A 23,502-nucleotide genomic window follows, 5' to 3' on the forward strand; every position below is an offset into this window, starting at 1 on the left:
GCGTGTTTGATTGCAATTGGTCTGGCTGGTTATGAACATTCTCCTCATCGGTTCCGGTGGTCGCGAACACGCGCTGGCGTGGAAACTCGCCGCGTCGCCGCTGCTGACCAAGCTCTGGTGCGCGCCAGGTAATGCCGGCATCGCCCGGGAGGCCGAATGCGTGGCGGTGGATATCACCGACCATGCGGCCGTGATTGATTTCTGCAAGGTGAACAAGGTCGATTTCGTCGTGGTCGGCCCGGATGCCCCGATAGCGGCAGGCATCGTCGACGATCTTGCTGCCGTCGGCATCAAGGCATTCGGACCCAGTAAAGCCGCCGGCCAACTGGAAAGCTCGAAGAGCTTCACCAAGGAACTGTGCCGGGCCAACAACATCCCGACTGCGGCCTACGGCCATTTCCATGATGCAGAGTCTGCCAAGGCCTATATCCGGACCCAGGGCGCACCGATCGTGGTCAAGGCCGATGGCCTCGCCGCTGGCAAGGGCGTTGTGGTGGCGATGTCTGAAGCCGAGGCGCTGGACGCGGTCGACATGATGTTCGATGGCGGCTTCGGCGAGGCCGGTGCGGAAGTCGTGATCGAGGAGTTCATGCAGGGCGAGGAAGCCTCGTTCTTCGCGCTGTGCGATGGCGAGCACGCGTTGGCGCTGGCAACTGCGCAGGACCACAAGCGCGCCTTCGACGGCGACAAGGGCCCGAACACCGGTGGCATGGGCGCCTATTCGCCGGCGCCTGTCATGACTGAGGCGCTCTGCGCGCAGGTAATGGACGAGATGATCATGCCGACCCTGCGCGCGCTCAGCGCCATGGGGACGCCCTATAAGGGCGTGATCTATGCCGGCGTCATGGTGACCGAGCAGGGGCCGAAACTCGTCGAATACAATGCCCGGTTCGGCGATCCGGAGTGCCAGGTGCTGATGGTCCGTATGATGTCGGATCTGCTGCCGGCGCTGATTGCCTGCTGTGACGGGCAGCTTAAGAATTTCGATCTGCGCTGGTTCCCGGATCCGGCGCTGACGGTGGTGATGGCCACGAAGGGCTATCCCGGCGACTACGACAAGGGTACGCGCATTGCCGGCTTGGACCGCGCCGAGAAGATCGAGGGCGTCGAGATTTTCCATGCGGGCACTAAGGCATCCGGCGACTGGATTCTCGCCAATGGTGGCCGCGTCCTCAACGTGACGGCGTCCGCCAAGACCGTCGCTGAGGCCCAGCGTCGTGCTTATGAAGCCATCGGCCTGATCAATTGGCCGGAAGGTTTCTGTCGCCGCGATATCGGCTGGCAGGCGGTGGCGCGGGAGCGCAAGGGCAAGTAACGGTATTCGGGTGATCCTGTCGGGGAACCGAAGGTTGTGGAACGCGTTGATGGGGCTGTGAGGTACCCATGGCGCACTATTATTTCGACCTCAAGAACGGCACGACACAGCGCGACCATGCTGGTCGGGAGCTGCGCAGCGACGCCGAAGCGATTGCACAGGCTTATGTGATCGCCGACGAAGTCAGCACGCGATTGGCCACGCATGAGGACCATGAGCGCCATATTTGCGTCATTCACGAAGACGGGCACGAAGTAACCCGTATTCCCGTCGATATAGCCGCCAGCAAAGCCTCAGCGCCGCGCTTTAAAAAACTCTCGTAACAGCGTGGCGGACTGGGTTTCGCCCACGGACGGATAGACTTCCGGCGCGTGGTGGCAAGTTTTTGCTGCGAAGAAGCGCACGCCGGAATCGACCCCGCCGCCCTTGGGATCGGCTGCGCCGTAATACAGCCGCCGGATCCGGGCGAAGGAGATTGCGCCCGCGCACATGGTGCAGGGCTCCAGGGTCACATACAGGTCGCAGTCGACCAGCCGCTCGCTGCCGAGCCTGGCGGCGGCCTCCCGGATTGCCAGGACTTCGGCATGGGCGGTCGGGTCGCGGTCCCGGAGGGTCCGGTTGCCGGCCGTGGCGATCACCTCGTTATTCCCGACGATGACGCAGCCGATGGGGACTTCGCCGGCATTTCCGGCGCTTTCGGCCGCTTTCAGCGCCAGATCCATGAAAGAAGGTGCGGTCAACGGCTCGTTTCCTGCGCAAAACTCTGCTACGGAGTTGCATTCAGCAAAAGTGGATACTGGTTTTGCGTGAGAATGCGCCCCAATGAGCGCGCATTTTCGGCCCGCGAACCCTGTCCGCACCGCTCAACCCAATTCAGCTTCCGCTGCAGTGAGACCCTTCATGCCCCGCGACAACGACAAAAACAACGGCCCCTCGCGCGGCCGGCCTACGGGCGGAAAAGGCGGAGCCGGCAAAGGCCGCTCCGGCGCCGCACGCGGACCCGACAAGAAATTCGCCAAGCGCGACGGCACATACACCCCGAAGCCGCCCGGTGCTGGCGGCGGTGAGAAGCGATCTTTCGGTGGCAAGCCTTCTGGCGGCAAATCTTTTGGCGCCAAGTCTTTTGGATCGAAGCCTTACGCCGGCAAGCGCGATGACGACCGTGCGCCGCGCCGCGATCGTGACGATGCGCGTCCGGCCCGCTTCAACCGCGATGACCGTCCCGCGCGCAGCGGCGGAGGCGATCGTCCGGACCGCGGTCCGCGCAAGGATTTCGGCGACCGCGAGAAGCGTCCCTATTCACCGCGCGCCGGCGCCGGTGGCGGCGACAAACGTCCCTACAGCCCACGCGGAGAGGCACCGCGCGGCGACCGTCCGAATTTCAACAGGGATGACCGCGCCCCGCGTGGTGACCGCGGCGATGCGCGTCCGGCCGGACGTTTTTCCGACAAGAAGTTCGGCGAGCGGAAGCCCTACGCGCCGCGCGACGGCGGCGGTGAGAAGCGCCCCTATACGCCGCGCGGCGAAGGTTTCCGCGGTGGCGATGGTGATCGTCCGCGTCCGCGCTTCGATCGGCCGCAAGGCGATCGCAACGAGCGCCCGCAGGGCGACCGCCCCTACAGCCCGCGCCCGTCGCGTGATGGCGATCGACCGTTCAGCCCGCGCCCGTCGCGTGACGGAGATCGTCCGCGTGGCGACCGGCCTTTCAGCGCCGAGAAGAAATTTGGCGGCGACAAGAAGTTCTCGCGTGGCGCGCCGGATCGTGGCGGTCCGCGCAAGAGCTTCAGCGATCGTGGAGATCGCGGTGATCGTGGTGGGCGTGATTTCGAGCGCGGCCCTGATCGCAGCGAGCAGAAGCCCTGGCAGAAGCGCGAAGGCGGGTCGGATGATCGCGGTAGCCGCAGCGCGCGTCCGCCGCGCGATGGCGCGCGCAATTTCGATCGGCCGAAATTCGACAGGCCAAAATTCGAGCGTTCGCGCGATGATCGCCCCGAGCGTAGCGACAGCGAGCGTCCGCGTTTCTCGCGTCCGCGTGAGGACCGTCCAAGCTTCGATCGTCCGCGCGAGCCGCGTGGCCGCACCGACTGGCAGGAGCATGGTCACAGCGAGGCTCGCGACGGCGACGAGCGTCCGCGTCGTGAAAACGAGGACGACAGCAGGATTTTCGCCAAGCGTCCTGCATTCGGCGGTCGCGGTGAATATCGTGAGCGCGATCCGGAAGCGCGCCGCCCGGCGCGCGTTCCCGCGGCCAAGAAGGCCGGCGAGCGTATCGCCAAGGTCGTGTCGCGCGCGGGCCTGTGCTCGCGCCGCGATGCCGAGGAATGGGTCACGCAGGGCCGCGTCGCCGTCAATGGCCGCGTCATCAACTCACCGGCGCTCGACGTCTCGACCAACGACGTCATCACCGTCGACGGCAAGCCGTTGCCGGCGCCGGAGCGCACGCGCCTGTTCCTGTATCACAAGCCGCGCGGCCTGATGACGACCCATGCCGATCCCGAGGGACGGCCGACGGTGTTCGATCATCTGCCAGAGGGCCTGCCGCGCCTGATCTCCATCGGCCGGCTCGATTTCAACACCGAAGGCCTGCTGCTGCTGACCAATGACGGCGGCCTTGCGCGGACGCTGGAATTGCCGGAGACCGGCTGGCTGCGCCGCTATCGCGTGCGTGCGCATGGCGAAGTCACGCAGGCGCAGCTCAACGAGCTCAAGAACGGCGTCGAGGTCGACGGCGTCAAATATGGCTCGATCGATGCGACGCTGGAGCGCGACAAGAGCGCCAATGTCTGGATCGTGTTCGCGATCCGCGAAGGCAAGAACCGCGAAGTGCGTAACGTGCTGGCGCATCTCGGCCTTGAGGTGAACCGCCTGATCCGCATCTCCTACGGTCCGTTCCAGCTCGGCGAGATCGAGGAAGGCGAGGTTGACGAGGTGAAGACCCGCGTGCTGCGCGAGCAGCTCGGTGAGAAGATCGCGGATGCCTCGGGCGCCGATTTCGGCCGGCAACTGCCCAGCAAGGGCGATGTGTCGCTCGACCCGGTGATCGTCAAGAAGCCGGTTCTGAAGCGTTCCACGGTGGAAGACCGCAAGGGCCGTCGCATTCTGGTGCAGCGCGCCGGCTCGGAAGAGTCGCGTGCCCGCAACGAGGACGCAGCCACCTTCGGCGGTCCCCCGAAGAAGCCGAAGCGCGGCTATCACGGCAAGCGCGATCTGAAGCCGCGGGACGCGTAAGAGAAGTCAAAGAGAAATACGATGTACATCGCGACGGCAGTTGTGCTCCCTCCCCCCTTGCGGGGGAGGGGCGGGGAGGGGGGTAACCCGGAGCTCCGGCGTTTGTGGCTCACCCCCCTCCCGGCGCTTCGCGCCACCCTCCCCCGCAAGGGGGGAGGGGACCACGCTACACCTGCGGTGGCTTTGCCACTTTTCAAACGAGGCATCTGATGCGTGTCGTCGGTGGCCGGCTGAAGGGCCGCAACATCGCGTCGCCCACGACGCAGGCGATCCGTCCCACGGCGGATCGACTACGCGAGTCGTTGTTCAACATCCTGATCCACGCTTACGAGAGTCCGATCACGGACGCACGCGTGCTCGATCTGTTTGCCGGCACCGGCGCGCTCGGCATCGAGGCGGTGTCGCGCGGCGCAAAATTCACGCTGTTCGTCGACAACGGGTCTGAGGCGCGCGCACTGCTCCGCAACAATGTCGAGGCGCTCGGTCTGGGCGGCGTCACCAAAGTGTATCGCCGCGACGCCGCCGATCTCGGCCCCGCCCATCCGGTTGAGCCGTTCTCGCTGGTCTTCCTCGATCCGCCCTATCGCATGAAGCTTGCCGAAAAGGCGCTGGCCTCGCTGCGCGATGGTGGCTGGCTGACGCCGGGCGCTCTGCTGGTGGTGGAAGAGGCGAAGGATGCTGCCTTTGCGGCGCCCGACGGGTTCGAAGAACTCGAGCGCCGCGCCTATGACGATACCGAGTTTACGTTTCTGCGATCTGTGTAAGAAGACGTCAAAAGGAGCCGCCGATGTCTGCGATTGAATACACCTGGGATCACGTCCATATCCGCACGCCGGACACCGAAGCGACCGCGCAGTGGTTTGCCGACATGCTCGGTGCCGAGATCCTGCGCGCGCCCGGCCGCATCGATATCAGGCTCGGCGGCGGCATGATCTTCCTCGCACCGGTGACGCCGGAGATGGGCGTCAACCCGCCGCCGGTCACGCCCTATCAGGGCCTCGACCATTTCGGCCTGAAGGTGAAGGACATCGATGCGGTGGCCGCGTCGCTGAAGGCCAAGGGCGTCGAATTCACCAAGGAGCCGCATACGCTCAAGCCCGGCCTGCGCATCTGCTTCATCCGCGCGCCGCAGGGCGTGTCGATCGAGCTTTTGGAACGCGATCCCAAATATACGTGAGTCGAGCACCAGCCCGTCCACGTCATTGCGAGGAGCGAAGCGACGCGGCAATCCAGTCTTCGCTTGCGGCTCTGGATTGCTTCGCTGCGCTCGCAATGACGGCTGAGGGGTCTACCGTCGCCCGAACAGCTTCTCGATATCGCTGAGCTTCAGTTCGACATAAGTCGGCCGGCCGTGGTTGCACTGGCCGGAATTCGGCGTGTCTTCCATCTCGCGCAGCAGGGCGTTCATTTCCTCGGGCCGCAGGCGGCGGCCTGAGCGCACTGAGCCGTGGCAGGCCATGGTCGCGGCCACATGCAGCAGGCGGCGCTCCAGCGGCAGCGCTTCGTCCCATTCGGCCATATGCTCGGCGAGATCGCGCAGCAGCGATGCCGCATTGGTCTTGCCCAGCAGCGACGGCGTCTCGCGCACGGCGACGGCGCCGGGGCCGAAACTGTCGATGGCGAGGCCGTAGCTTGCGAGTTCTTCGGCGCGGTCGAACAGTTTCTCGACGATGGCTTCGTCCATTTCGACGATCTCGGGGATCAGCAGGATCTGGCGCTGTACGCCATTGGCGGCCAGCGATGCCTTCAGCCGTTCATAGACGATGCGCTCATGCGCGGCATGCTGATCGACCACGATCATGCCGTCGCGGGTCTGCGCAATGATGTAGTTCTCATGCACCTGTGCGCGCGCGGCACCGAGCGGCCGGTCGACCAGATCGGTCTGCGGCGTCTCTTCAAAACGCACATCGGCCGTGGGCGTGCCGACATCGAAAGCCGCCTGGCTGCGTTCGGCAAACGCCGCCGAACCATCGAAGCCCGGCATTGGATTGACCGGATAGGCCGGCGAGCGCTGCCAGTCCCAGTTCGCATTTGCACGCGGCGCGAAATTCGGAGCGAAGTTGGGGCGGAACGAGTCCAGCACGGCGCCGTCGCTATTGGCCGCCGTGCGGCGTCCCTCACGGGCGAGGCCTTCTTTCAGGGCGTGCACGATCAGCCCACGCACCAGCCCGGCATTGCGGAAACGCACCTCGGTCTTGGCCGGATGCACGTTGGCATCGACCTCCTGCGGATCGAGCGTGACGAACAGCGCGACGATCGGATGGCGGTCGCGGGGCAGATAATCGGAATAGGCTGCGCGCACCGCACCGATGATCAGCTTGTCGCGGACCGGACGGCCATTGACGAACAGATACTGTCCAAGCGCATTGGCGCGGGTCAGCGATGGCGCCGCAGCAAAACCTTCAACCACCACGCCTTCGCGCTCGCTGCGCACTTCAATGGCACTGAGACGAAACTCAGGCCCGAGAATGTCGCCAAGCCGCGTCAACTGTCCGGCCGGCCCGGGCAGGGCCGCCGCCCATGTCACCGGCGCGCGTTCTTCGCCGGCCATGGTGAAGGCGATATCCGGCCGTGCCATTGCGAGGCGGCGCACGACTTCGCGGATCGCTTCGGCTTCGGTGCGGTCGGTCTTGAGAAATTTCAGCCGGGCAGGGGTCGCGTAGAACAGATCGCTGACCTCGACGCGGGTGCCCTGCGACAGTGCGGCGGGCGCGATGTCAGACTTCTCGCCGCCATCGACGGTGCGCGACCAGGCGTGCGGCTCCGAGGCGTGGCGTGTGGTGATGCTCAGTCGTGCCACAGAGCCGATGGAGGGCAGGGCCTCGCCGCGAAAGCCAAGCGTGCGGATCTGCAGCAGGTCCTCGTCGTCGAGCTTCGAGGTGGCGTGGCGGTCCACGGCCAGGGTGAGATCGGCATGGGTCATGCCGCCGCCGTCGTCGGTGATGGCGATCTTCCGCCGTCCGCCGCCATCGGTGAAAATCTCGACCCTCGAGGCGCCGGCGTCAATGGCATTCTCCACAAGCTCCTTCACCACGCTGGCCGGCCGCTCCACCACTTCGCCGGCGGCGATGCGGTTGACGATGGTTTCTGGGAGCTGGCGAACGGGCATGGAGATGCTGCTGGGGTACGAAGCCGGGCGATTTGCGCCTGACGTTCAGTTAGGCGTTTGATCGCGGCATTCTAGGGCCAGCCGGCCGGGCTGTCCCCGCGACAGGGCCGATTTTCCCCGGCCTTTATGCGAATCGGCCGCCCTTCTGGATCACCTCGATCTTGTAGCCGTCGGGATCGGTGGCGAAGAAGAACTGCGCCAGCGTGCGGCCCTCATGCTTGAAATCGCGCAGCGGCCCGGGCGCGAGCTTCTCGCGCTCGAAGCGGGCATGTTCCGCCGCCACGTCGTCCACGACGACGGCGAGATGGCCGTAACCGTCGCCCAGCACATAGGGCTCGGTGCGGTCGAAATTCACCGTCAGTTCGAGCTCGAAGGGCGAGGAGGGGTGGCGCAGATAGATCAGCGCAAAGTCAGGAAATGCGATGCGCTCGGCAATCTCGAGGCCAAAAGCGCGTTTGTAGAAGTCCAGTGCGCGCGCTTCGTCGAGCACGCGGATCATCGAATGAACGGGTTTGGCCATCGGGAGTGTCCTTGACGAGATAGGTTTGGAAATGGAGTTGCCGCTCAGTCGTCGAAGCGGCCGCCGCGGCCTGCCTTGACGTCGCTGCGGCGCTTCTTGCCGTCGAGGCGGCGCATCTTCGAGCCGAGCGTCGGTTTGGTGGCCCGCCGCGGCGCCTGCCGGAAAGCGGCTTCCTGCATCAGCTCCACCAGCCGCTCGATGGCGTCGGCCTTGTTGCGTTCCTGGGTGCGGAAGCGCTGGGCGTGGATCACGATCACGCCGTCCTTGGTCATGCGCTGGCCGGCGAGGGTCCGCAGCCGGATCGCGGTGTCCTCCGGCAGCGTCAGCTTGCGGCTGTCGAAGCGCAATTGTGCGGCGGTGGAGACCTTGTTGACGTTCTGCCCGCCAGGTCCGGACGCGCGGACGAAGACGATATCGATATCGTCTTCGTCGATGGCGATGGAGCGGGTGATCCGGAGCAGCATTCTGTCTCCGTAGCACAGGATACCGCGTTTTGCTTGGTGCCCCCGTGCGCTTGATCGCAGATCGCAAAGATATGCCCGGGACATAGCGGTAATGCTGGAACTGGCGCCATGCCGAGGCTTATCGTTGCACCATCAGTCAATCCGGACTTCTCATGACCAAGAATCCCCGCAATATTCTCACCATCGATATCGGCGGTACCCATGTGAAGGTGATGACCAGCCGTGAAGGGATCAAACGCGAATTCGAATCCGGTCCGGACCTGTCCGCGAAGGAAATGGTGCGCAAGGTCAAGGCGCTGACCAAAGACTGGCGCTATGACGTCGTCTCAGCCGGCTATCCCGGCCCGGTGGCCGGCAATCGTCCGCTCAAGGAGCCACACAATCTCGGCACGGGCTGGAAGGGTTTCGATTTCGAACGGGCATTCCGCAAGCCCACGAAGCTTGTGAACGATGCCATGATGCAAGCGGTCGGCAGCTATGATGGCGGCCGGATGCTGTTTCTCGGCCTCGGCACAGGACTGGGTGCGGCCATGATCATCGATGGTCTGTCCGAGCCGATGGAGCTCGGTCATCTGCCCTATCGTCACAAGATATTCGAGGATTATGTCGGCGCAGCCGGCCTGAAGCGGCTGGGCAAGAAGAAGTGGCGGCAGCGCGTGGCTGATGTCGTTGCTGATCTGACGGCTGCGCTGGAGCCCGACTATACGGTGCTCGGCGGTGGCAATGTGGAGATGCTCGACAAACTCCCGCACAAGACCCGGCGCGGCGACAACGCGAATGCGTTCAAAGGCGGCTTCCGGCTCTGGGATCCACCGAAGCCAGTGAAGCGCCGCTAGGACCGCCGTGACCCACTGCGTTCGACCAGCTTCACCATGACCTGCAGCGCATGGTTGGTCGGCGTCGGAATGCCGTGCTCGGCGCCTTTCCGGACAATGAAGCCGTTGAGGAAGTCGATCTCCGACGGCTTGCCGCGGGCGAGATCCTGCGATGTCGAGGATTGCTGAAGCGGCATGCTGGCCGCGAGGGCGAGCGTCTTGTCCAGGAGGTCGGCGGGAAGCGATACGCCGCAGGCGCGCGCCACCGCCATGCATTCCACGACGGCATTGGTGACGATGTCAGGCACGCCCTGGACCTTGAACATCTCGCCATAGGCAATCCCGGCCACCGCCGAGAGCGCGTTATAGGCGCAGTTGTTGATGAGCTTCGACCACTGTACCGCGTCGATATCGCTGGCGATGGTAGTTGGCACGCCGGCGTCGAACAGCAGCTTCGCCAGCCTTTCGCTCTCGGGCGATGCGCCGATGATCAACTCGCCGCGGCCATTGTGCTTCACATGGCCTGGACCCGGCATCTCGGAGGCCACATAGACGGCGGCGGCGATCACCGGCTGGCTGAGGATGGCGCGCAGGCGCTCGGGATTGTCGACGCCGTTCTGCAGGCTCAGCACGATGGAGTTGAACTTGAGCACAGGTTTGAGCGTGCCTGCTGAACTGTCCGTATCGCCGGACTTCACGGCGAACAGAACGAGGTCCGGCGGCGCGAGATCGGTGCTCTGCGTCACCGCCTTCGCCGGAATGAACCCGTCGAACTCGGCGCTCTCGAACCGAAGGCCGCGTGCATTGATGGCATCGACATGGATCTGGCGTCCGACCAATGTCACGTCATGGCCGGCGCGCAGCAGCTTGGCGCCGTAGTAGCAGCCAACCGCTCCGGCACCGATCACCGCGATCCGCACGGCGGCGCCTCAGTTGGCCTTCGGTGCCGGGGCTACCGGCGCTGCGGCCGCCTGCGGCGCGCGGCCGACGACGACGGTCAGCAGGCCATCTGCCCACAGCTTCTTCGCTGCCGCCTTGGCCTGGTCCAGCGTCACGGCATCGACCACGACATTGCGCTTCTCGATGTAATCAATCGGCAGTCTGTCGAGCTGGTATTGCAGCAGTGCGCCGGCCAGTTTCGACGAGGTGTCGAGCGCCAGCATCTGCGAACCCTTGAGATAGGATTTGGCCTCATCCAGCTCGCGCTGGGTCGGACCCTGCTCGGCCATGCGTTTCACTTCGCTGGTCACGGTATCGACCGTCTCGGTGGCGCGGTCGGCGCGAGTCGCGGTGCTGCCGATATAGATGCCGGAATGCTGCATCCACAGCAGCGAACCACTGACGGAATAGACCAGGCCCCGCTTCTCGCGCACTTCGTGATACAGCCGCGACGACAGCGTGCCGCCGCCGAGGATGTGATTGACGATATAGGCGGCCATGAAATTCGGATCGTCGCGTTTGACGCCCGGGCTGCCGAAGGTGATGACCGTCTGCGGCACGTCCAGCGTCACGGATTCCTTCTGCGGCGGCTTGGCTGCCGTGACTTCCGGGATCGGCGTCAGTGTCGCCTTGGCGGGCAGGCCACCGAAGGTCTTGTCCAGCAATGTCGCGAGCGTATCGGAATCGACGTCGCCGACCACGGCAATCTTCAGCGTGTCCTTCGCGACGATGCGTTGCTTGTAGGCCTTGATGTCATCGACATTGATGGTCGGCACGTCGGTCAGGCTGCCGTTGGACGGTCGGCTATAGGGATGGTCGCCGAATGCCACCTGCAGAAACTTGCGCGTCGCCAGCGAATTCGGGTTCGAGGTTTCGCGGCGCAGGCCGGACATGATCTGCGCGCGGATGCGCTCGACATCGGGGGCATCGAAGCGTGGCGACGTCAAAGCGAGGCGGGCGAGGTCGAACGCCTCGTCGCGATGCTCTTTCAGCATGCGCAGTGAGCCACGCAGGTAATCGCGCTGGGCGTTGAAGTTGAGCTCGATGGCGCGGCGTTCCATGCGATCGCGGAAGGTCGTGGAATCGAGATCGCCCGCGCCTTCGTCCATCAGGCTGGCCACCATGTTGGCGGTGCCGGATTTATCCTTCGGATCCTGTGCCGCACCGCCGCCGAACGCATATTCCATTGCGATCAGGGGAACGGTTGCATCCTGCACGAACCAGGCTTCGATGCCGCCTGGCGTCACGAGCCGCTGCACCTTGGCCGCGGCGAAAGATGGCGTCACCGTCAGGGTGACGAGTGAGAAGGCGGTAGCGACGGCAATGCCGAGGCGGCCGGCGTTGAAGATGATGCTCACGACCGCTTCTCCTCGCGCTTCGGCGCAGATGTATCCTTGATCAGATAGCCGGTGACCGAGCGCTTCTTGTCGAGCCAGGTCTGTGCGGCTGCACGGACCTGTTCGGCGGTGACCGCCTTGATGCGGTCGGGCCAGCTACGGATGTCCTCGACGCTGAGGCCCGTGGTGAGTGCCGCGCCGTACCAGCGTGCCAGCGAGGCCTGGCTATCCTGCGCATAGGTGGCTTCGGCGACGAGCTGCGTCTTGACGCGTTCGAGGTCGGCAGCCGGCACCGGGTTGGTCGCGAGGTCGGCGATCACGGCGTCGATGGTCTTTTCGATATCGGCGAATTCGGCGCCCGGCTTCGGCGAGGCCGAAATCAGGAACTGTGCGCTGTCGAGTGCAGTGCCCTGGTAGCTGGCACCGGCATTGATCGCGAGCTGTTTGTCGATGACGAGGGCGCGGTAGAGATATGAGTTCGCGCCGCCGCCGATCAATTGGCCAAGCACATCGAGTGCCTGGCTCTCGCCGGCCGCAGCGGTGGTTGCTGACGGCACCAGATAATAGCGGCGCAGGCTTGTCTGTTCGACACGCGGATCGGACAGCGTCACCGTGCGCGGCGCGGCGGGCGTCGGCTCCTGCGGGCGCATGCGGCGTTCGGGGATCGCCGGCTGTGCCGGGACTACGCCATAGGTGCGCTCCACCATCGGGCGGATCTCCTGCGGGTCGACATCGCCGGCAATGATCAGCGTCGCATTGTTGGGAGCGTAGAAGCGCTTGTAGAAGGCGAGCGCGTCCTCGCGGTCGAGCTTCTCGATTTCCTGATGCCAGCCGATGATCGGGCGGCCATAGGGATGGTTGAGATAGAGCGCGGCCATGATCTGCTCCGACAGCCGGGCATCCGGGCTGTTGGCGACGCGCATGTTGTATTCTTCCAGCACGACGTCGCGCTCGGGCAGCACGTTCTCGTCCTTCAGCACCAGGCCGGTCATGCGATCGGCCTCGAATTCCATCATCTTGCCGAGCTGGTCCTTGCTGATGCGCTGGTAGTAGCCGGTATAGTCGGTCGAGGTGAAAGCGTTCTCCTCGCCGCCGACGCGCTGCACGGTCTGCGAGAATTCACCGACCGGATGTTTCGCTGTGCCCTTGAACATCAGATGTTCGAGGAAATGCGCGAGGCCGGATTTGCCGGGCGTCTCGTCGGCGGAGCCGACCTTGTACCAGATCATCTGCGTCACGACGGGCGTGCGGTGATCCTCGATCACCACGACCTGCATGCCGTTATTGAGCTTGAACGTGGTTGGCGGCTTCGCGGTCACCGTCTGTGCGCGGGCGCCCGATATGGCGAGGGCGGGAGCCAGCAGCAAAGCGACGACTGCGACGGATCGTGCGGCAAGTCGGAATGAAGAGGTCATGGCGGGGCTAACAGCTCCAAAGCATGGGGGAAGAAAGCAAAGAGAAAGGCATGACCAAGCCATCGCGCGGGACACATCCGCGCGTGCAGGCTGATCGCAGTGAAAGGACGTCTTTGGAATGGCGGCGCAAAGGGAGCGCTGCGATCAGAACTTACCCGTCATCGGGTTGATGTTGTAATCGTTCTTCATGGTTTCCTTCGGCCCGGTGCCATAGGCATAGCCCGAGGCAGGCGTCTGGTAACCGGCTGGCGGCTGGGTCAGCGACTCGCGTGTCGGCTCGCCCTTGAATTCGGCGGTCTCACCCTTGTTGCTGCCGAACATGTTCTTGAACAGGCCACCCTCATAGCCGAGCTGCTTCGGGCTCAGCACGATGTTCTTGTTCGGATCGCCTGGTGAGGAATTGTCCACGGCGGACGAGGCGCCACGTGCGCGCTTCGGCGCCATCTCGCGCGGGGTCAACGGACGCGCGGCTTCCAGCACTTCTTCCGGACGTCCGGTCTTGGCGTTGGCGGCGGCTGCGCGGCGCTGCTGTACATCCGGATCCTTCGGCCAGTTGGCGACAGGCGCGGGGCCCTTGGCATCCGGCGGCGGCAGGTCGATCTTCGGCGGGACCACCAGCGGCGAGCGCTCACGGTAGTCGATCCCGGTGTTTTCCATATTGGTACCGCCGAGACCGGTCATGATCTGCTTGATGACCTTCTGCTCGAATGGCTGGTCTTCTTCCTCGGCATCCTGGGCGCGTGCGGCGCCTGCGGACATCACGAGACCAACGCTAAGGGCAACGGCGGTGAGGCGCAGGGCGCGCATCCAGGCGCCCGATGAAGTGTGCAGAGCCCAACCGGTTTCGGTCTCGCGCATCGTGTTCATCCTGTTCAAATATCTGGCGGATCGCAAGAATCCGAAGAATCCTGGTGCGGTTCCGCTGGTATCGCCCTTGGCCTTGCGTATCGGCTGGGATCAGGGCGCTTTTGCGGCGGGTACCGTGAAGAAAGAGTCATACAGCAGGGCCGCTACACCGGCAACAATGGCGACATCGGCAAGGTTAAACACGTACCAGTTGTAGGTCTTGCCTGATATTTCGACGTGCAGCAGGGCGAAATCGACCACCGCGCCATAGGCGAACCGGTCGATGGCATTGCCGATCGCGCCCCCGATGATCAGTCCCAGCCCGATCGTGGCCAGTCTGGTCTCCGATTTCGCCATCCAGACGGCCAGTGCCACCACCGCGATGGCCTTGATGGCCACCAGCACGACCTGACCGGTGGGGCCGGAATCGGAGAACCAGCCGTAGCTGATGCCGGTATTCCAGGCCAGGACGAGATCGAAGAACGGTGTGATCCTGACCAGGCCGCGATGGCCGAGATCGAAGGCATAGAGCAGCCACAGCTTCGTCGCCTGATCGAGGATCAGGACGACGATGGCTGCGATCAGCCCGGAGCGGACGGCTGGTTTCAAACAGCCACTCCCAGCGCCTTCCATTCCCGCAGCGCCTGCGCATCGCGTGGGGTGACGTCGGGATAGTCCTTGTCCTCGCCCACGGTCGGCAGGATCTTCCACGACCGCGCACATTTGGTGCCGACGGCCTTTTCCACGACCACGGCAACGCCGGGCACGTCGTTCAGCGCGAAGGCGCCTGCGGGCGCTTCGGCATTGGTCAGCATCGCATTCGAGGTGATGCAGATTTCGGCCAGATCGACGTCAGCCAGTATGGCAAAGATCGCGGGGTCTGTGACATGGATCAGCGGTGAGGCCTCCAGCGACGAGCCGATATTCTTGGCAGCACGCTCGACTTCCAGTGCGCCGGTAACGACGCGGCGCACATTGCGGATGGTTTCCCACTTCGCGGCGAGCGCCTCGTTACGCCAGGCCGGCAGCGTCTTCTGGAACGTTTCGAGATGCACCGACACGGAGCTGCTGCCATAGCGCGACAGCCACGCCTCCTCGGCGGTGAAGCTCAGAATGGGTGCGAACCAGGTCACGATCGAACGGAACAGGTAGTCGATCACGGTCAGCGAGGCCTTGCGTGTTACCGACGACGGCGCGTCGCAATACAGCGTGTCCTTGCGGATGTCGAAATAGAAGGCCGACAGTTCGGTGTTCATGAAGGCGGCGAGCGTGGCCACCACCGTCTTGTAGTCGAAATCGGCATAGGCCTGCCGCACCACCGCATCGACTTCCGAGAGACGATGCAGCATCAGCCGCTCGAGCTCCGGCATATCGTCTGCCTTGACGCGCTCCTCGTCGTGGAAATGCGCGAGGCTGCCGAGCATCCAGCGCACGCTGTTGCGCAGCTTGCGATAGGTCTCGATGGTGTTCTTGATGATCTCCGCGCCGATGCGCTGGTCGTCGGCATAATCGGTGGCGCAGACCCAGAGCCGCAGGATGTCGGCGCCGGAGTCCTTGATGATCTTCTGCGGCTCGATGGTGTTGCCGATCGATTTCGACATCTTGCGACCGTTTTCGTCGAGCGTGAAGCCGTGGGTCAGCACGACGTCGAACGGTGCGCGGCCGCGGGTGCCGCTGCTCTCCAGCAGCGACGACTGGAACCAGCCGCGGTGCTGGTCGGAGCCTTCCAGATACATGACGGTGTCCGCGCCGCCCTCTACCTTGCGCTTGATGCCGGCAAGGCCGGGGAAGTGCACGGGGTCTTCGAGCACGAAGGCGTGTGTGGAGCCTGAGTCGAACCAGACGTCGCAGATGTCGTCGACCTTCTTCCACTCCTCATTGGCAAGCGAGCCGAGGAAATGTTCGCGCGCGCCTTCGGCATACCAGGCGTCGGCGCCTTCCTTCTCGAACGCGTCGGAAATGCGCTTGTTGACAGCGTCGTCCTGCAGGATCTCTGCGGAGCCGTCGCCCTTCTCGCGCACGAACACCGCGATCGGCACGCCCCAGGCGCGCTGGCGCGAGATCACCCAGTCGGGCTTGGTGTTGATCATGCCGTTGATGCGGTTCTGGCCGGTGGCCGGAACCCATTGCGTGACCTTGATGGCTTCGAGGGCGCGGTGACGCAGCGTGTCGCCGGGCTTCGCCTTGCCGTCGTCCGCCATAGCTCCCGGCTTGCCGCGAGCGTTCACTTCCAAAATGTCCTTGTCCATCGCGATGAACCATTGCGGCGTGTTGCGATAGATCACCGGCTTCTTCGAGCGCCAGGAATGCGGATATTGATGTTTCAGGCGCGCACGCGCCACCAGCATCCCGCGCTCGACCAGCGCCTTGATGACGGCCTCGTTGGCGTCGCCCTTCTCGCCCTTGTCGTTGATTACGCGGGTGCCGGCGAAGCCCGGTGCCTGTTCGGTCAGCGCACCGTTCTCATCAACCGTGTAGGGGATCGTGGTCGCGATGCCGCGCTCGGTGAGCTGGCGGCCATTCGACGTCCAGATATCGAAGTCGTCGCGGCCATGGCTCGGCGCGGTATGCACAAAGCCGGTGCCGGTATCGTCGGTGACGTGATCGCCGTCGAGCAGCGGCACGATGAAATCATAACCGCCGGCGAGACCCTTGAGCGGATGACGGCATTCGAGATCCTCGAGGATGTCGGAGGACAGCTCGCTGCTCTTCTTCCAGGAGGCCACGCGCGCCTGCTTGAACACGCTCTCGGCCAGCGCATCGGCAAGGATCAGGAGATCGCCGGTCTTCAGCCAGTTGTCCTCCGGCGCCTCGGTGACCTCATAGAGGCCATAGGCGATCTTGCTGGAGAACGAGATGGCGCGGTTGGCCGGCAGCGTCCACGGCGTGGTGGTCCAGATCACCACCGCGGCCTTGGCGAGCCGGCCGAATTCGGCAGCAACCGGGAATTTCACCCACACCGCGTCCGACGTGTAGTCCTCATATTCGACTTCCGCTTCGGCCAGCGCGGTCTTCTCGACCACGCTCCACATCACAGGCTTCGATCCGCGATACAGCGTGCCATTGGCCGCGAACTTCATCAGCTCGCGGGCGATCTGCGCTTCGGCGAAATAGTCCATGGTGGCGTAGCGGCCGGCCCAGTCGCCGATGATGCCGAGTCGCTTGAATTCCTCGCGCTGGATGTCGAGCCACTTGTTGGCATAGGCACGGCATTCCTGGCGGAACGCGATCATCGCCGCGCCGTCCTTGAAGTTCGGCTTGACCTTGCCCTTGGAGCGGTAGTTCTCTTCCTCGATCTTCCACTCGATCGGCAGGCCGTGACAGTCCCAGCCCGGCACGTAGTTCGAGTCAAAGCCCAGCATCTGCTGGCTCTTGGTCACCACGTCCTTGAGGATCTTGTTGAGCGCATGCCCGATATGGATGTTGCCATTGGCATAGGGCGGCCCGTCATGCAGCACGAATTTCGGCTTGCCCTTGGCGGTCTCGCGGAGCTTGCCGTAGAGGTCGATCTCGTTCCAGCGCGCCAGCATTTTCGGCTCGCTGGTCGGCAGGCCTGCGCGCATCGGAAATTCGGTCTGCGGCAAATAGAGGGTCTTGGAATAGTCGTGGGTGTCAGATTTGGCGGGCTTGTCGGACATAATGGCTCTGGCTTGCTCGAATGGCGCTGAAACGCGTGAAAACGCGATGAAACTGGACGGTCCCGGTCTTGCGCCGAGCGAAGCTCAGGCGGAAGCCGGGCCGATAATGCTTATGATGGGGCGCCGTGCAGACATCCGGCACTCAATAGCAGCCGGGGAGACGATCGCAAAGGGTCGGATTAGCCCCGTTTGCCAATCACCCGGGCCGGATTGCCTGCCACGGTGGCGCCGTCCGGAACGTCCCGGGTCACGACACTGCCGGCGCCGATCACGGCGCCGTCACCGATGGTGACGCCGGGCACGATAATGGCCCCGCCGCCGATCCAGACATCGGCGCCGATTTTGACCGGCCGGCCGAATTCCAGTCCGCTGCGGCGGGTCTCGGCGTCCCGCGGATGGTCGGCAGCGTAGATCTGCACGGCCGGGCCGATTTGCGTCCGGTCGCCGATGGAGACCGCGACAATGTCCAGGATCACGCAGTTGAAATTCAGGAAAACGTTGTCGCCGAGATGGATGTTGTAGCCGTAGTCGCAGAAGAACGGCGGCCGGATCACGCAGTCGGCGCCGACCTTGCCGAAATGCTCGGCGAGCAGTGTCCGTCGTTCGGCGACAGGCCGGTCCAGCTGCGCGTTGTATTTCGCGAGCCAGGCCTTGTTGGCCTTCTCGTCAGCGACCAGTTCGGCGCTGCCGGGGCGATAGAGTTCGCCGGCGAGCATTTTCTGCTTTTCGGTCCTGGTCAGTCGATGTCTCCCAGCTTCGGAAACGCATCCGGCGCAGCCGCCAGCGCGGCCCGCGCTTTGGCGCTGTCGTCGTCCATCTGGCGGATCAGGGGTTCGATGCCCTCGAATTTCATTTCATCGCGGATGAAGGCAATGAAGGCGACGTCCAGTGCCTGGCCGTAAAGGTCGCCCTTGAAGTCGAACAGGAAGACTTCGAGCAAAGGCGCGCCGTTATCGAAGGTCGGGCGGCGGCCAAAGGATGCAACGCCGTCGAAGCGCTCGTTTCCGCGGCCGACCCGCACGGCGTAGATGCCGTGCTTGAGGCCGCAATTGTTATTCAAGCGGATATTGGCGGTGGGATAGCCGAGGTCGCGGCCGAGCTTCTTGCCATGGATCACTTCGCCGGTGATGAACCACGGCCCGTTCAGCATCTCCGTGGCCTCGGTCACCTGGCCCTCGGCCAAGGCCATGCGGATGGCCGTCGAAGACACCGGGCGCTCATCGATATCGACATGCGGCTGGATGTCGACCTCGATGCCGAGGCGCGGCGCTTCGTTGGCCAGCAGGCTGGGCGAACCGACGCGGCCTTTGCCGAAATGAAAGTCGTAGCCGACGGCGATGCCGCTGATGCCGAGACGCTCAATGAGATCGTGGTGAATGAAGTCTTGCGCCGTGGTGCTGGCGCGTCCCTTGTCGAAGGTCATCACGACGGCGCCGGCGAGGCCGGTTCCCGCCAGCAGGCGCAGCTTGGCGGCTTCGTCGGAGAGCCGGAACTGCGGCGTGTTCGGGCTGAAGAAACTGCGCGGATGCGGCTCGAAGGTCACCGCCAAAGCGCTTGTTTTATGCAGTTCCGCCATGCGTAACGCAGCACCGATGACGGCGCGGTGGCCGAGATGGACGCCGTCGAAATTACCCATTGCCACGACGCATCCGCGCGGGATGGCATTGGCGGGCGTTGTGTCGCGGATCACGCTGAAAGCAGTCGTCATGATTGGATTCGTTGGTGGTTTTGGCGGGTGAGGGACCGTGGCGCGCCCACCACGTCGAAGTCAAGCGAAGGTAAAATCGGCTTTCTTCTCGAATTTGACGAATTTCGCGCCATGGGGCGGTTAACTGGAAATTTAACCCACCCTGCTAATTCTGGCTCCGGGCCGCGGACAGCAATACTCGCCAATCCCGGTTGGAACGGTTTGCCTGACGGCAAATATCATTTTTTGCATTTGCGTATCGTGCCTCAGGGGGAATGAAGATGGCGGTTGATTTGTCGATGACGGTGCTGGTGGTGGACGATTACAACACCATGATCCGCATCATTCGCAATCTTCTGAAGCAGCTTGGTTTCGAACACATCGACGATGCCAGCGATGGTTCGATGGCGCTGGAAAAGATGCGCACCAAGAAGTATGGCCTCGTGATTTCCGACTGGAACATGGAGCCGATGACGGGCTACGACCTGCTCAAGGAAGTCCGCGCCGACCCCAACCTGTCGCAGACCCCTTTCATCATGATCACGGCAGAATCCAAGACCGAGAACGTGATTGCCGCCAAGAAGGCCGGCGTGAACAACTACATCGTCAAGCCGTTCAACGCGGCGACGCTGAAGACCAAGATCGAAGCCGTGTTCCCGGACACCGTGCCGGCGTAAGCCGCGCAGCTTCGCTCAGAGCTTTTGAGTTTCGCAATGCCCGGCCTCGCGCCGGGCATTTTCATGTCTGCAAAGAAGCAAGCGCGGATGCGTCGCGCGGCTAATGATCGTCCCTCCTCGTCATTCCGGGGCGCAAAGGACCGCGAAGCGGGCCGGCGCGAACCCGGAATCCCGGAGTGTTTTGCGCTGAACATGTCGGGCTTCCGGGTTCGCGATACGCCGCCTTCGGCGCCTCCTCACGCCCCGGAATGACCGAGTGGCGGCCGCAAGACAGCGCCTAAACATTTTTTCCTATTCCTCATTGACAGCATCCCTAACTTGATTATATTCCCCTCCGTCCTGCCCCACCGAGAGGGGCGATCGCGATCGTCACGTTCGCGGGGTGGGATGCGGTGGACGCCGGAGATGCGGCGTCACGCGGTTCATGGGGGAACGTCTGTCTTCGGGCAGGACGGATCTGCGCCAGCACTGCCACTGGCAAGGACACGGCCGACCTTGAGATGGAAAGATCCCTGGACAGTGTGACGGACGACCAAATCGAAACGCGTTCGGCCAAGTGCTTTGCGGCTACCCTGTCCCTCCGCCCTGGGACATTAATTTTGGTGATGGGACCGTTCGCCATGGCAGATGTGCAGGCAACCGAAAAAACACCGTATGCGGAACGTCGGGCACTTGCCTGACGCCTCCGAAAGTCCTGATGCACACTAACCTGCGGAAGACCGCATTCGCATCAGGCCCAAGGGTGCAACGGGCACCCGGCGTTCCGCACGCCCTCTCACAGGAGGGTGGGAATGCGACAGACGACGGCGCCCCCGCGCCGCAAACAATGGGGGTGATGACGCATGTCTGAAGGGTAGTGGCTGTTTGACAGTTGAATCTGCAACGGCGCGACGTGGACGTCCCAAACACCGCCGTCATGCCCGGCGCATGCCGGGTATCCACGCCTTGGCGACGTCCACAGCAAGACGTGGATGGCCGGAACAAGTCCGGCCATGACGAACATGGGACGCGGTGCGTAGGATGGGTAGAGCGCAGGCGCGCTTGCGCCGGAGCGAAACCCATCAATTGCAGACGAAGAAAGCGATGGGTTTCGCTGCGCTCTACCCATCCTACGATGTGCGCCTTACCTCAGCTCACCACTTCAATTCGCGCATCAGCGCTTTCGGTGGATGGCCGAACAGTTCCTTCACTTCCGCGGCGCCCATCTGTTCGATGCCTTCGAAATCGCCGGCATGGATGCCGCGGGTGACGAACAGCAGGTCGATGCCATAGGCATGCGCGCCGGTGAGATCGGTGCGCACGGAATCGCCGATGGCCAGCACGCGATCCAGCGCCGTGTGCTGGCCGCGCTTCGCCTTGGCCAGTGCCATCGCCTGATCGTAGATCGGCCGATGCGGCTTGCCGTAGAAGATCACCTCGCCGCCCATCTCGCGATAGAGTTCAGCGACCGCGCCGGCGCAATAGATCAAGCGGTCGCCGCGCTCGACGATGATGTCGGGATTGGCACATACGAGCGTCAGCTTGCGCGCCAGCGCTTGTTGCATCATGTCGCGATAGTCGTCGGCGGATTCGGTCTCGTCGTCGAACAATCCGCTGCAGACGATGTAGTCGGCCTGTTCGAGCTGGGTGAGCTTCACATCGAGGCCGCGATGGATAGAACTGTCGCGGTCCGGCCCGATCAGATACATCGCCTGACCCGGCCGGCCGGCGACGAAATTGCGCGTGAGGTCGCCGGACGAGACGATGGCGTCATAGGTGTCGTCAGCGACGCCGAGCTTGCGGAGCTGCCGCTGCACGGAGTCGGCGGGGCGCGGCGCATTGGTGATCATGATCACCGTGCCGCCATTGGCGCGAAACGTATGCAACGCCTCGCAGGCTTCGGGGAACGACTCGAGGCCGTTATGGACGACGCCCCAGATGTCGCTGAGGACGACGTCGACATGTCCGGTGAGGTCGCGCAAGCGCTCGACGAAACGCAGTGTGGTCATGAATTGAGGGCCGATCAGTTCGGGCCGGTGGCGCGGCGCGCCAGCGCGGCATTGCCGGTGGAGCGCGGCGGCTCAGGCCGCGCAGGCGTGGTTGGGGCGGATCTCGCTAGGCCATTGGGGTCCGTGGGCGCCTTTGCGGGGTCCTTGGCGGAGGGATTTGGCGCACCGCCATTGGCCGGCGTTTCCGGCCTGAGCGGGCGGGGCGCCGCGAACAGGAAGCCTTGCCCGAACCGGACGTCGAAGTCGAGCAGGTCGACCACGGCCCGTTCGCCCTCGATTCGCTCGGCGATCAGGTCGATTCCGAACCGGCCGAGCAGGTCGGAGAGATCGGCGGGATGAATGTCGGAATTCGACGTCTGCTTGGGGTCGAGCAGGAGTGCTGCCGGTACCTTGATAAAGCGCACGCCGCGATCGGCGAGGTCGCGGGGTTCGATCCGCAAATCCGTGACGTGATCGATGGAGAAGCGGTAGCCGCGCTGGGCGAGGGCGGCGAGATGCTCGCTCTCGATCGGGCCGAGATTGCGGAACACGTTCTGCTTGAATTCCAGCACGAAGGACGGCGCCAGTGCGCGATTGGCTTCGAGGAAGTCGATGCATTGCGCGAAGGTCTCGGCATTCGACAGGGTCGCGCCAGCCATGTTGCAGAACACGCCGACATCCTTGTTGCGCACCATCAGGCGGCGCAGCACCTGCATGCAGCGCAGCAGCACGATGTGGTCGATCTGGCCCATCAGGCCGGCGGCTTCTGCGGGACCGATGAACTCGTCGGCGGTGATCACCTGATCCTTGTCGTCGCGCAGCCGCGTCATCGCCTCGTAGAAGCGCACCTTGCGCTGCGGCAGCGTGACCATCGGCTGCAGATAGATGTCGATGCGGTTGTCGGCGATGGCATCCTTCACCATGGCGGTGAACTGCGCATTGTCGCGCGTCGGCTTTGCCTCCGGCCGGACGACGATCGCAGGTGCCGTCGGTGTCACGGTGTCTTCGGCGACCTCGACGGCGAGCGGCACATCGGCAGCGGTTACGGGGTTGACCGGTGGCGATGGCGGCGCGATCGCCGCCGAAACAGTCGCCGGCGCAGGCATCGCTGTCAGCATGTCTTCGTGGGTGGCGACCGATGTGGCGAGTTGCTTCACCAGCGCACCCAATTCGCCGATCTCGCCGGCGACGGTCTGGATACGGTCCTGATTGGCTGTGCCGGCGGATGCGATCTTGCTCTCGACCACGGCGAGGCGGCGGCCGAATTCGGCGACCTGCCGCGCAAGGTCAGCGGTGCCGCGCGACAGATCGGTGATCTGGCCTGTGGATTCGGTGCGGTCTTTGATGCGCATCGACACCGCGTTGTAGAGGATCATCACGGTGAGCGCAGTCAGTGCGACGATGGCAGATTCGTAGCCACTGATGCCGGCGATCGCATACAGCACCAGGCCAAGCGAAGCTGAGACCAGCACCATGCAAATGCCGACAAAAATCGTGGAGATGCGGATCATAACGCGCGCAACATCCTCAAATCCAAACTCCTGC

21 protein-coding genes are annotated in these 23,502 nt (G+C 63.9%); 7 read left to right on the forward strand and 14 right to left on the reverse strand.

Annotation, left to right across the window (positions count from 1 at the left end; genetic code table 11):
- Positions 1-31 precede the first annotated feature (31 nt).
- Together purD and AB7828_RS27155 are read left to right on the forward strand one after the other, a co-directional pair.
- Entirely contained in the window at positions 32-1,315 is a 1,284-nt protein-coding gene (gene purD / locus AB7828_RS27150; RefSeq protein WP_441231678.1) for a phosphoribosylamine--glycine ligase, read from the forward strand.
- 68 nt (positions 1,316-1,383) lie between these two features.
- Positions 1,384-1,638, forward strand: coding sequence for a DUF6894 family protein (locus AB7828_RS27155; RefSeq protein WP_120288571.1), 255 nt, complete (start codon positions 1,384-1,386; stop codon positions 1,636-1,638).
- Here the strand turns inward: AB7828_RS27155 and AB7828_RS27160 are convergent.
- Positions 1,609-2,055: a nucleoside deaminase gene (locus AB7828_RS27160; RefSeq protein WP_441231679.1), complete on the reverse strand. Its 447-nt coding sequence runs from the start codon at positions 2,053-2,055 to the stop codon at positions 1,609-1,611. The genes AB7828_RS27155 and AB7828_RS27160 overlap by 30 nt on opposite strands.
- Before the next feature lie 160 nt (positions 2,056-2,215).
- Here AB7828_RS27160 and AB7828_RS27165 point away from each other — a divergent pair, with 160 nt between their 5' ends.
- From AB7828_RS27165 to AB7828_RS27175, 3 genes are all read left to right on the forward strand, one after another.
- Positions 2,216-4,543 carry a pseudouridine synthase gene (locus AB7828_RS27165; protein WP_441231680.1) on the forward strand — a complete coding sequence of 776 codons (2,328 nt, stop codon included), beginning with the start codon at positions 2,216-2,218 and terminating at the stop codon, positions 4,541-4,543.
- 209 nt (positions 4,544-4,752) lie between these two features.
- Positions 4,753-5,307 carry a 16S rRNA (guanine(966)-N(2))-methyltransferase RsmD gene (rsmD, locus tag AB7828_RS27170; RefSeq protein WP_441231681.1) on the forward strand — a complete coding sequence of 185 codons (555 nt, stop codon included), beginning with the start codon at positions 4,753-4,755 and terminating at the stop codon, positions 5,305-5,307.
- A 23-nt stretch (positions 5,308-5,330) separates the two neighbouring features.
- Positions 5,331-5,720, forward strand: a complete 390-nt coding sequence (locus tag AB7828_RS27175) for a VOC family protein (RefSeq protein ID WP_089261869.1) — start codon at positions 5,331-5,333, stop codon at positions 5,718-5,720.
- A 111-nt stretch (positions 5,721-5,831) separates the two neighbouring features.
- Here the strand turns inward: AB7828_RS27175 and mutL are convergent, their stop codons facing one another.
- The 3 genes from mutL to arfB form a co-directional block, all read right to left on the reverse strand.
- Positions 5,832-7,652, reverse strand: a complete 1,821-nt coding sequence (mutL, locus tag AB7828_RS27180) for a DNA mismatch repair endonuclease MutL (RefSeq protein WP_441231682.1) — start codon at positions 7,650-7,652, stop codon at positions 5,832-5,834.
- Between the two features lie 124 nt (positions 7,653-7,776).
- Positions 7,777-8,172: a VOC family protein gene (locus AB7828_RS27185; RefSeq protein ID WP_441231683.1), complete on the reverse strand. Its 396-nt coding sequence runs from the start codon at positions 8,170-8,172 to the stop codon at positions 7,777-7,779.
- A 44-nt stretch (positions 8,173-8,216) separates the two neighbouring features.
- Positions 8,217-8,633, reverse strand: coding sequence for an alternative ribosome rescue aminoacyl-tRNA hydrolase ArfB (arfB, locus tag AB7828_RS27190; RefSeq protein ID WP_093759989.1), 417 nt, complete (start codon positions 8,631-8,633; stop codon positions 8,217-8,219).
- Between the two features lie 155 nt (positions 8,634-8,788).
- Here arfB and AB7828_RS27195 point away from each other — a divergent pair, with 155 nt between their 5' ends.
- On the forward strand, positions 8,789-9,472 hold the full coding sequence (locus AB7828_RS27195) for an ROK family protein (RefSeq protein ID WP_441231684.1): 684 nt from the start codon (positions 8,789-8,791) through the stop codon (positions 9,470-9,472).
- On the opposite strand, the gene AB7828_RS27200 is transcribed toward AB7828_RS27195, so the two are convergent.
- The 8 genes from AB7828_RS27200 to AB7828_RS27235 all read right to left on the reverse strand — a co-directional run bounded on the left by AB7828_RS27200 (position 9,469) and on the right by AB7828_RS27235 (position 19,334).
- On the reverse strand, positions 9,469-10,371 hold the full coding sequence (locus AB7828_RS27200) for a ketopantoate reductase family protein (RefSeq protein ID WP_441231685.1): 903 nt from the start codon (positions 10,369-10,371) through the stop codon (positions 9,469-9,471). The two genes, AB7828_RS27195 and AB7828_RS27200, sit on opposite strands and share 4 nt — an antisense overlap.
- Before the next feature lie 9 nt (positions 10,372-10,380).
- On the reverse strand, positions 10,381-11,715 hold the full coding sequence (locus AB7828_RS27205; protein WP_420878654.1) for a M16 family metallopeptidase: 1,335 nt from the start codon (positions 11,713-11,715) through the stop codon (positions 10,381-10,383).
- Positions 11,716-11,744: 29 nt separating this feature from the next.
- Positions 11,745-13,142, reverse strand: a complete 1,398-nt coding sequence (locus tag AB7828_RS27210; RefSeq protein WP_441231686.1) for a M16 family metallopeptidase — start codon at positions 13,140-13,142, stop codon at positions 11,745-11,747.
- A gap of 144 nt (positions 13,143-13,286) precedes the next feature.
- Positions 13,287-14,000 (reverse strand): hypothetical protein, encoded by a 714-nt coding sequence (locus AB7828_RS27215; RefSeq protein WP_089263592.1) that lies wholly within the window; start codon positions 13,998-14,000, stop codon positions 13,287-13,289.
- Between the two features lie 99 nt (positions 14,001-14,099).
- Complete coding sequence (lspA, locus tag AB7828_RS27220) at positions 14,100-14,621, reverse strand: signal peptidase II (RefSeq protein ID WP_439057328.1); 522 nt, start codon at positions 14,619-14,621, stop codon at positions 14,100-14,102.
- Positions 14,594-17,626 carry an isoleucine--tRNA ligase gene (gene ileS, locus AB7828_RS27225; protein ID WP_441231687.1) on the reverse strand — a complete coding sequence of 1,011 codons (3,033 nt, stop codon included), beginning with the start codon at positions 17,624-17,626 and terminating at the stop codon, positions 14,594-14,596. The genes lspA and ileS overlap by 28 nt, the downstream gene beginning before the upstream one ends.
- A 179-nt stretch (positions 17,627-17,805) precedes the next feature.
- The gene (locus AB7828_RS27230) at positions 17,806-18,366 is read right to left on the reverse strand and encodes a sugar O-acetyltransferase (protein ID WP_441232323.1); all 561 of its coding nucleotides are present in this window, start codon (positions 18,364-18,366) and stop codon (positions 17,806-17,808) included.
- Positions 18,363-19,334 carry a bifunctional riboflavin kinase/FAD synthetase gene (locus AB7828_RS27235; RefSeq protein ID WP_093759349.1) on the reverse strand — a complete coding sequence of 324 codons (972 nt, stop codon included), beginning with the start codon at positions 19,332-19,334 and terminating at the stop codon, positions 18,363-18,365. The genes AB7828_RS27230 and AB7828_RS27235 overlap by 4 nt, the downstream gene beginning before the upstream one ends.
- Positions 19,335-19,594: 260 nt before the next feature.
- Here AB7828_RS27235 and AB7828_RS27240 point away from each other — a divergent pair, with 260 nt between their 5' ends.
- Positions 19,595-19,990 (forward strand): response regulator, encoded by a 396-nt coding sequence (locus AB7828_RS27240; RefSeq protein ID WP_089263591.1) that lies wholly within the window; start codon positions 19,595-19,597, stop codon positions 19,988-19,990.
- Positions 19,991-21,123: 1,133 nt separating this feature from the next.
- On the opposite strand, the gene AB7828_RS27245 is transcribed toward AB7828_RS27240, so the two are convergent.
- On the reverse strand, positions 21,124-21,978 hold the full coding sequence (locus AB7828_RS27245; protein WP_441231688.1) for a TIGR01459 family HAD-type hydrolase: 855 nt from the start codon (positions 21,976-21,978) through the stop codon (positions 21,124-21,126).
- Positions 21,979-21,992: 14 nt separating this feature from the next.
- A complete protein-coding gene (locus AB7828_RS27250; RefSeq protein WP_441231689.1) occupies positions 21,993-23,468 on the reverse strand; it encodes an EAL domain-containing protein in 1,476 nt (491 codons plus the stop codon).
- Between the last annotated feature and the right edge of the window lie 34 nt (positions 23,469-23,502).

The organism is Tardiphaga sp. 215_C5_N2_1 (genome assembly GCF_052076055.1).
GTDB lineage: Bacteria > Pseudomonadota > Alphaproteobacteria > Rhizobiales > Xanthobacteraceae > Tardiphaga > Tardiphaga robiniae.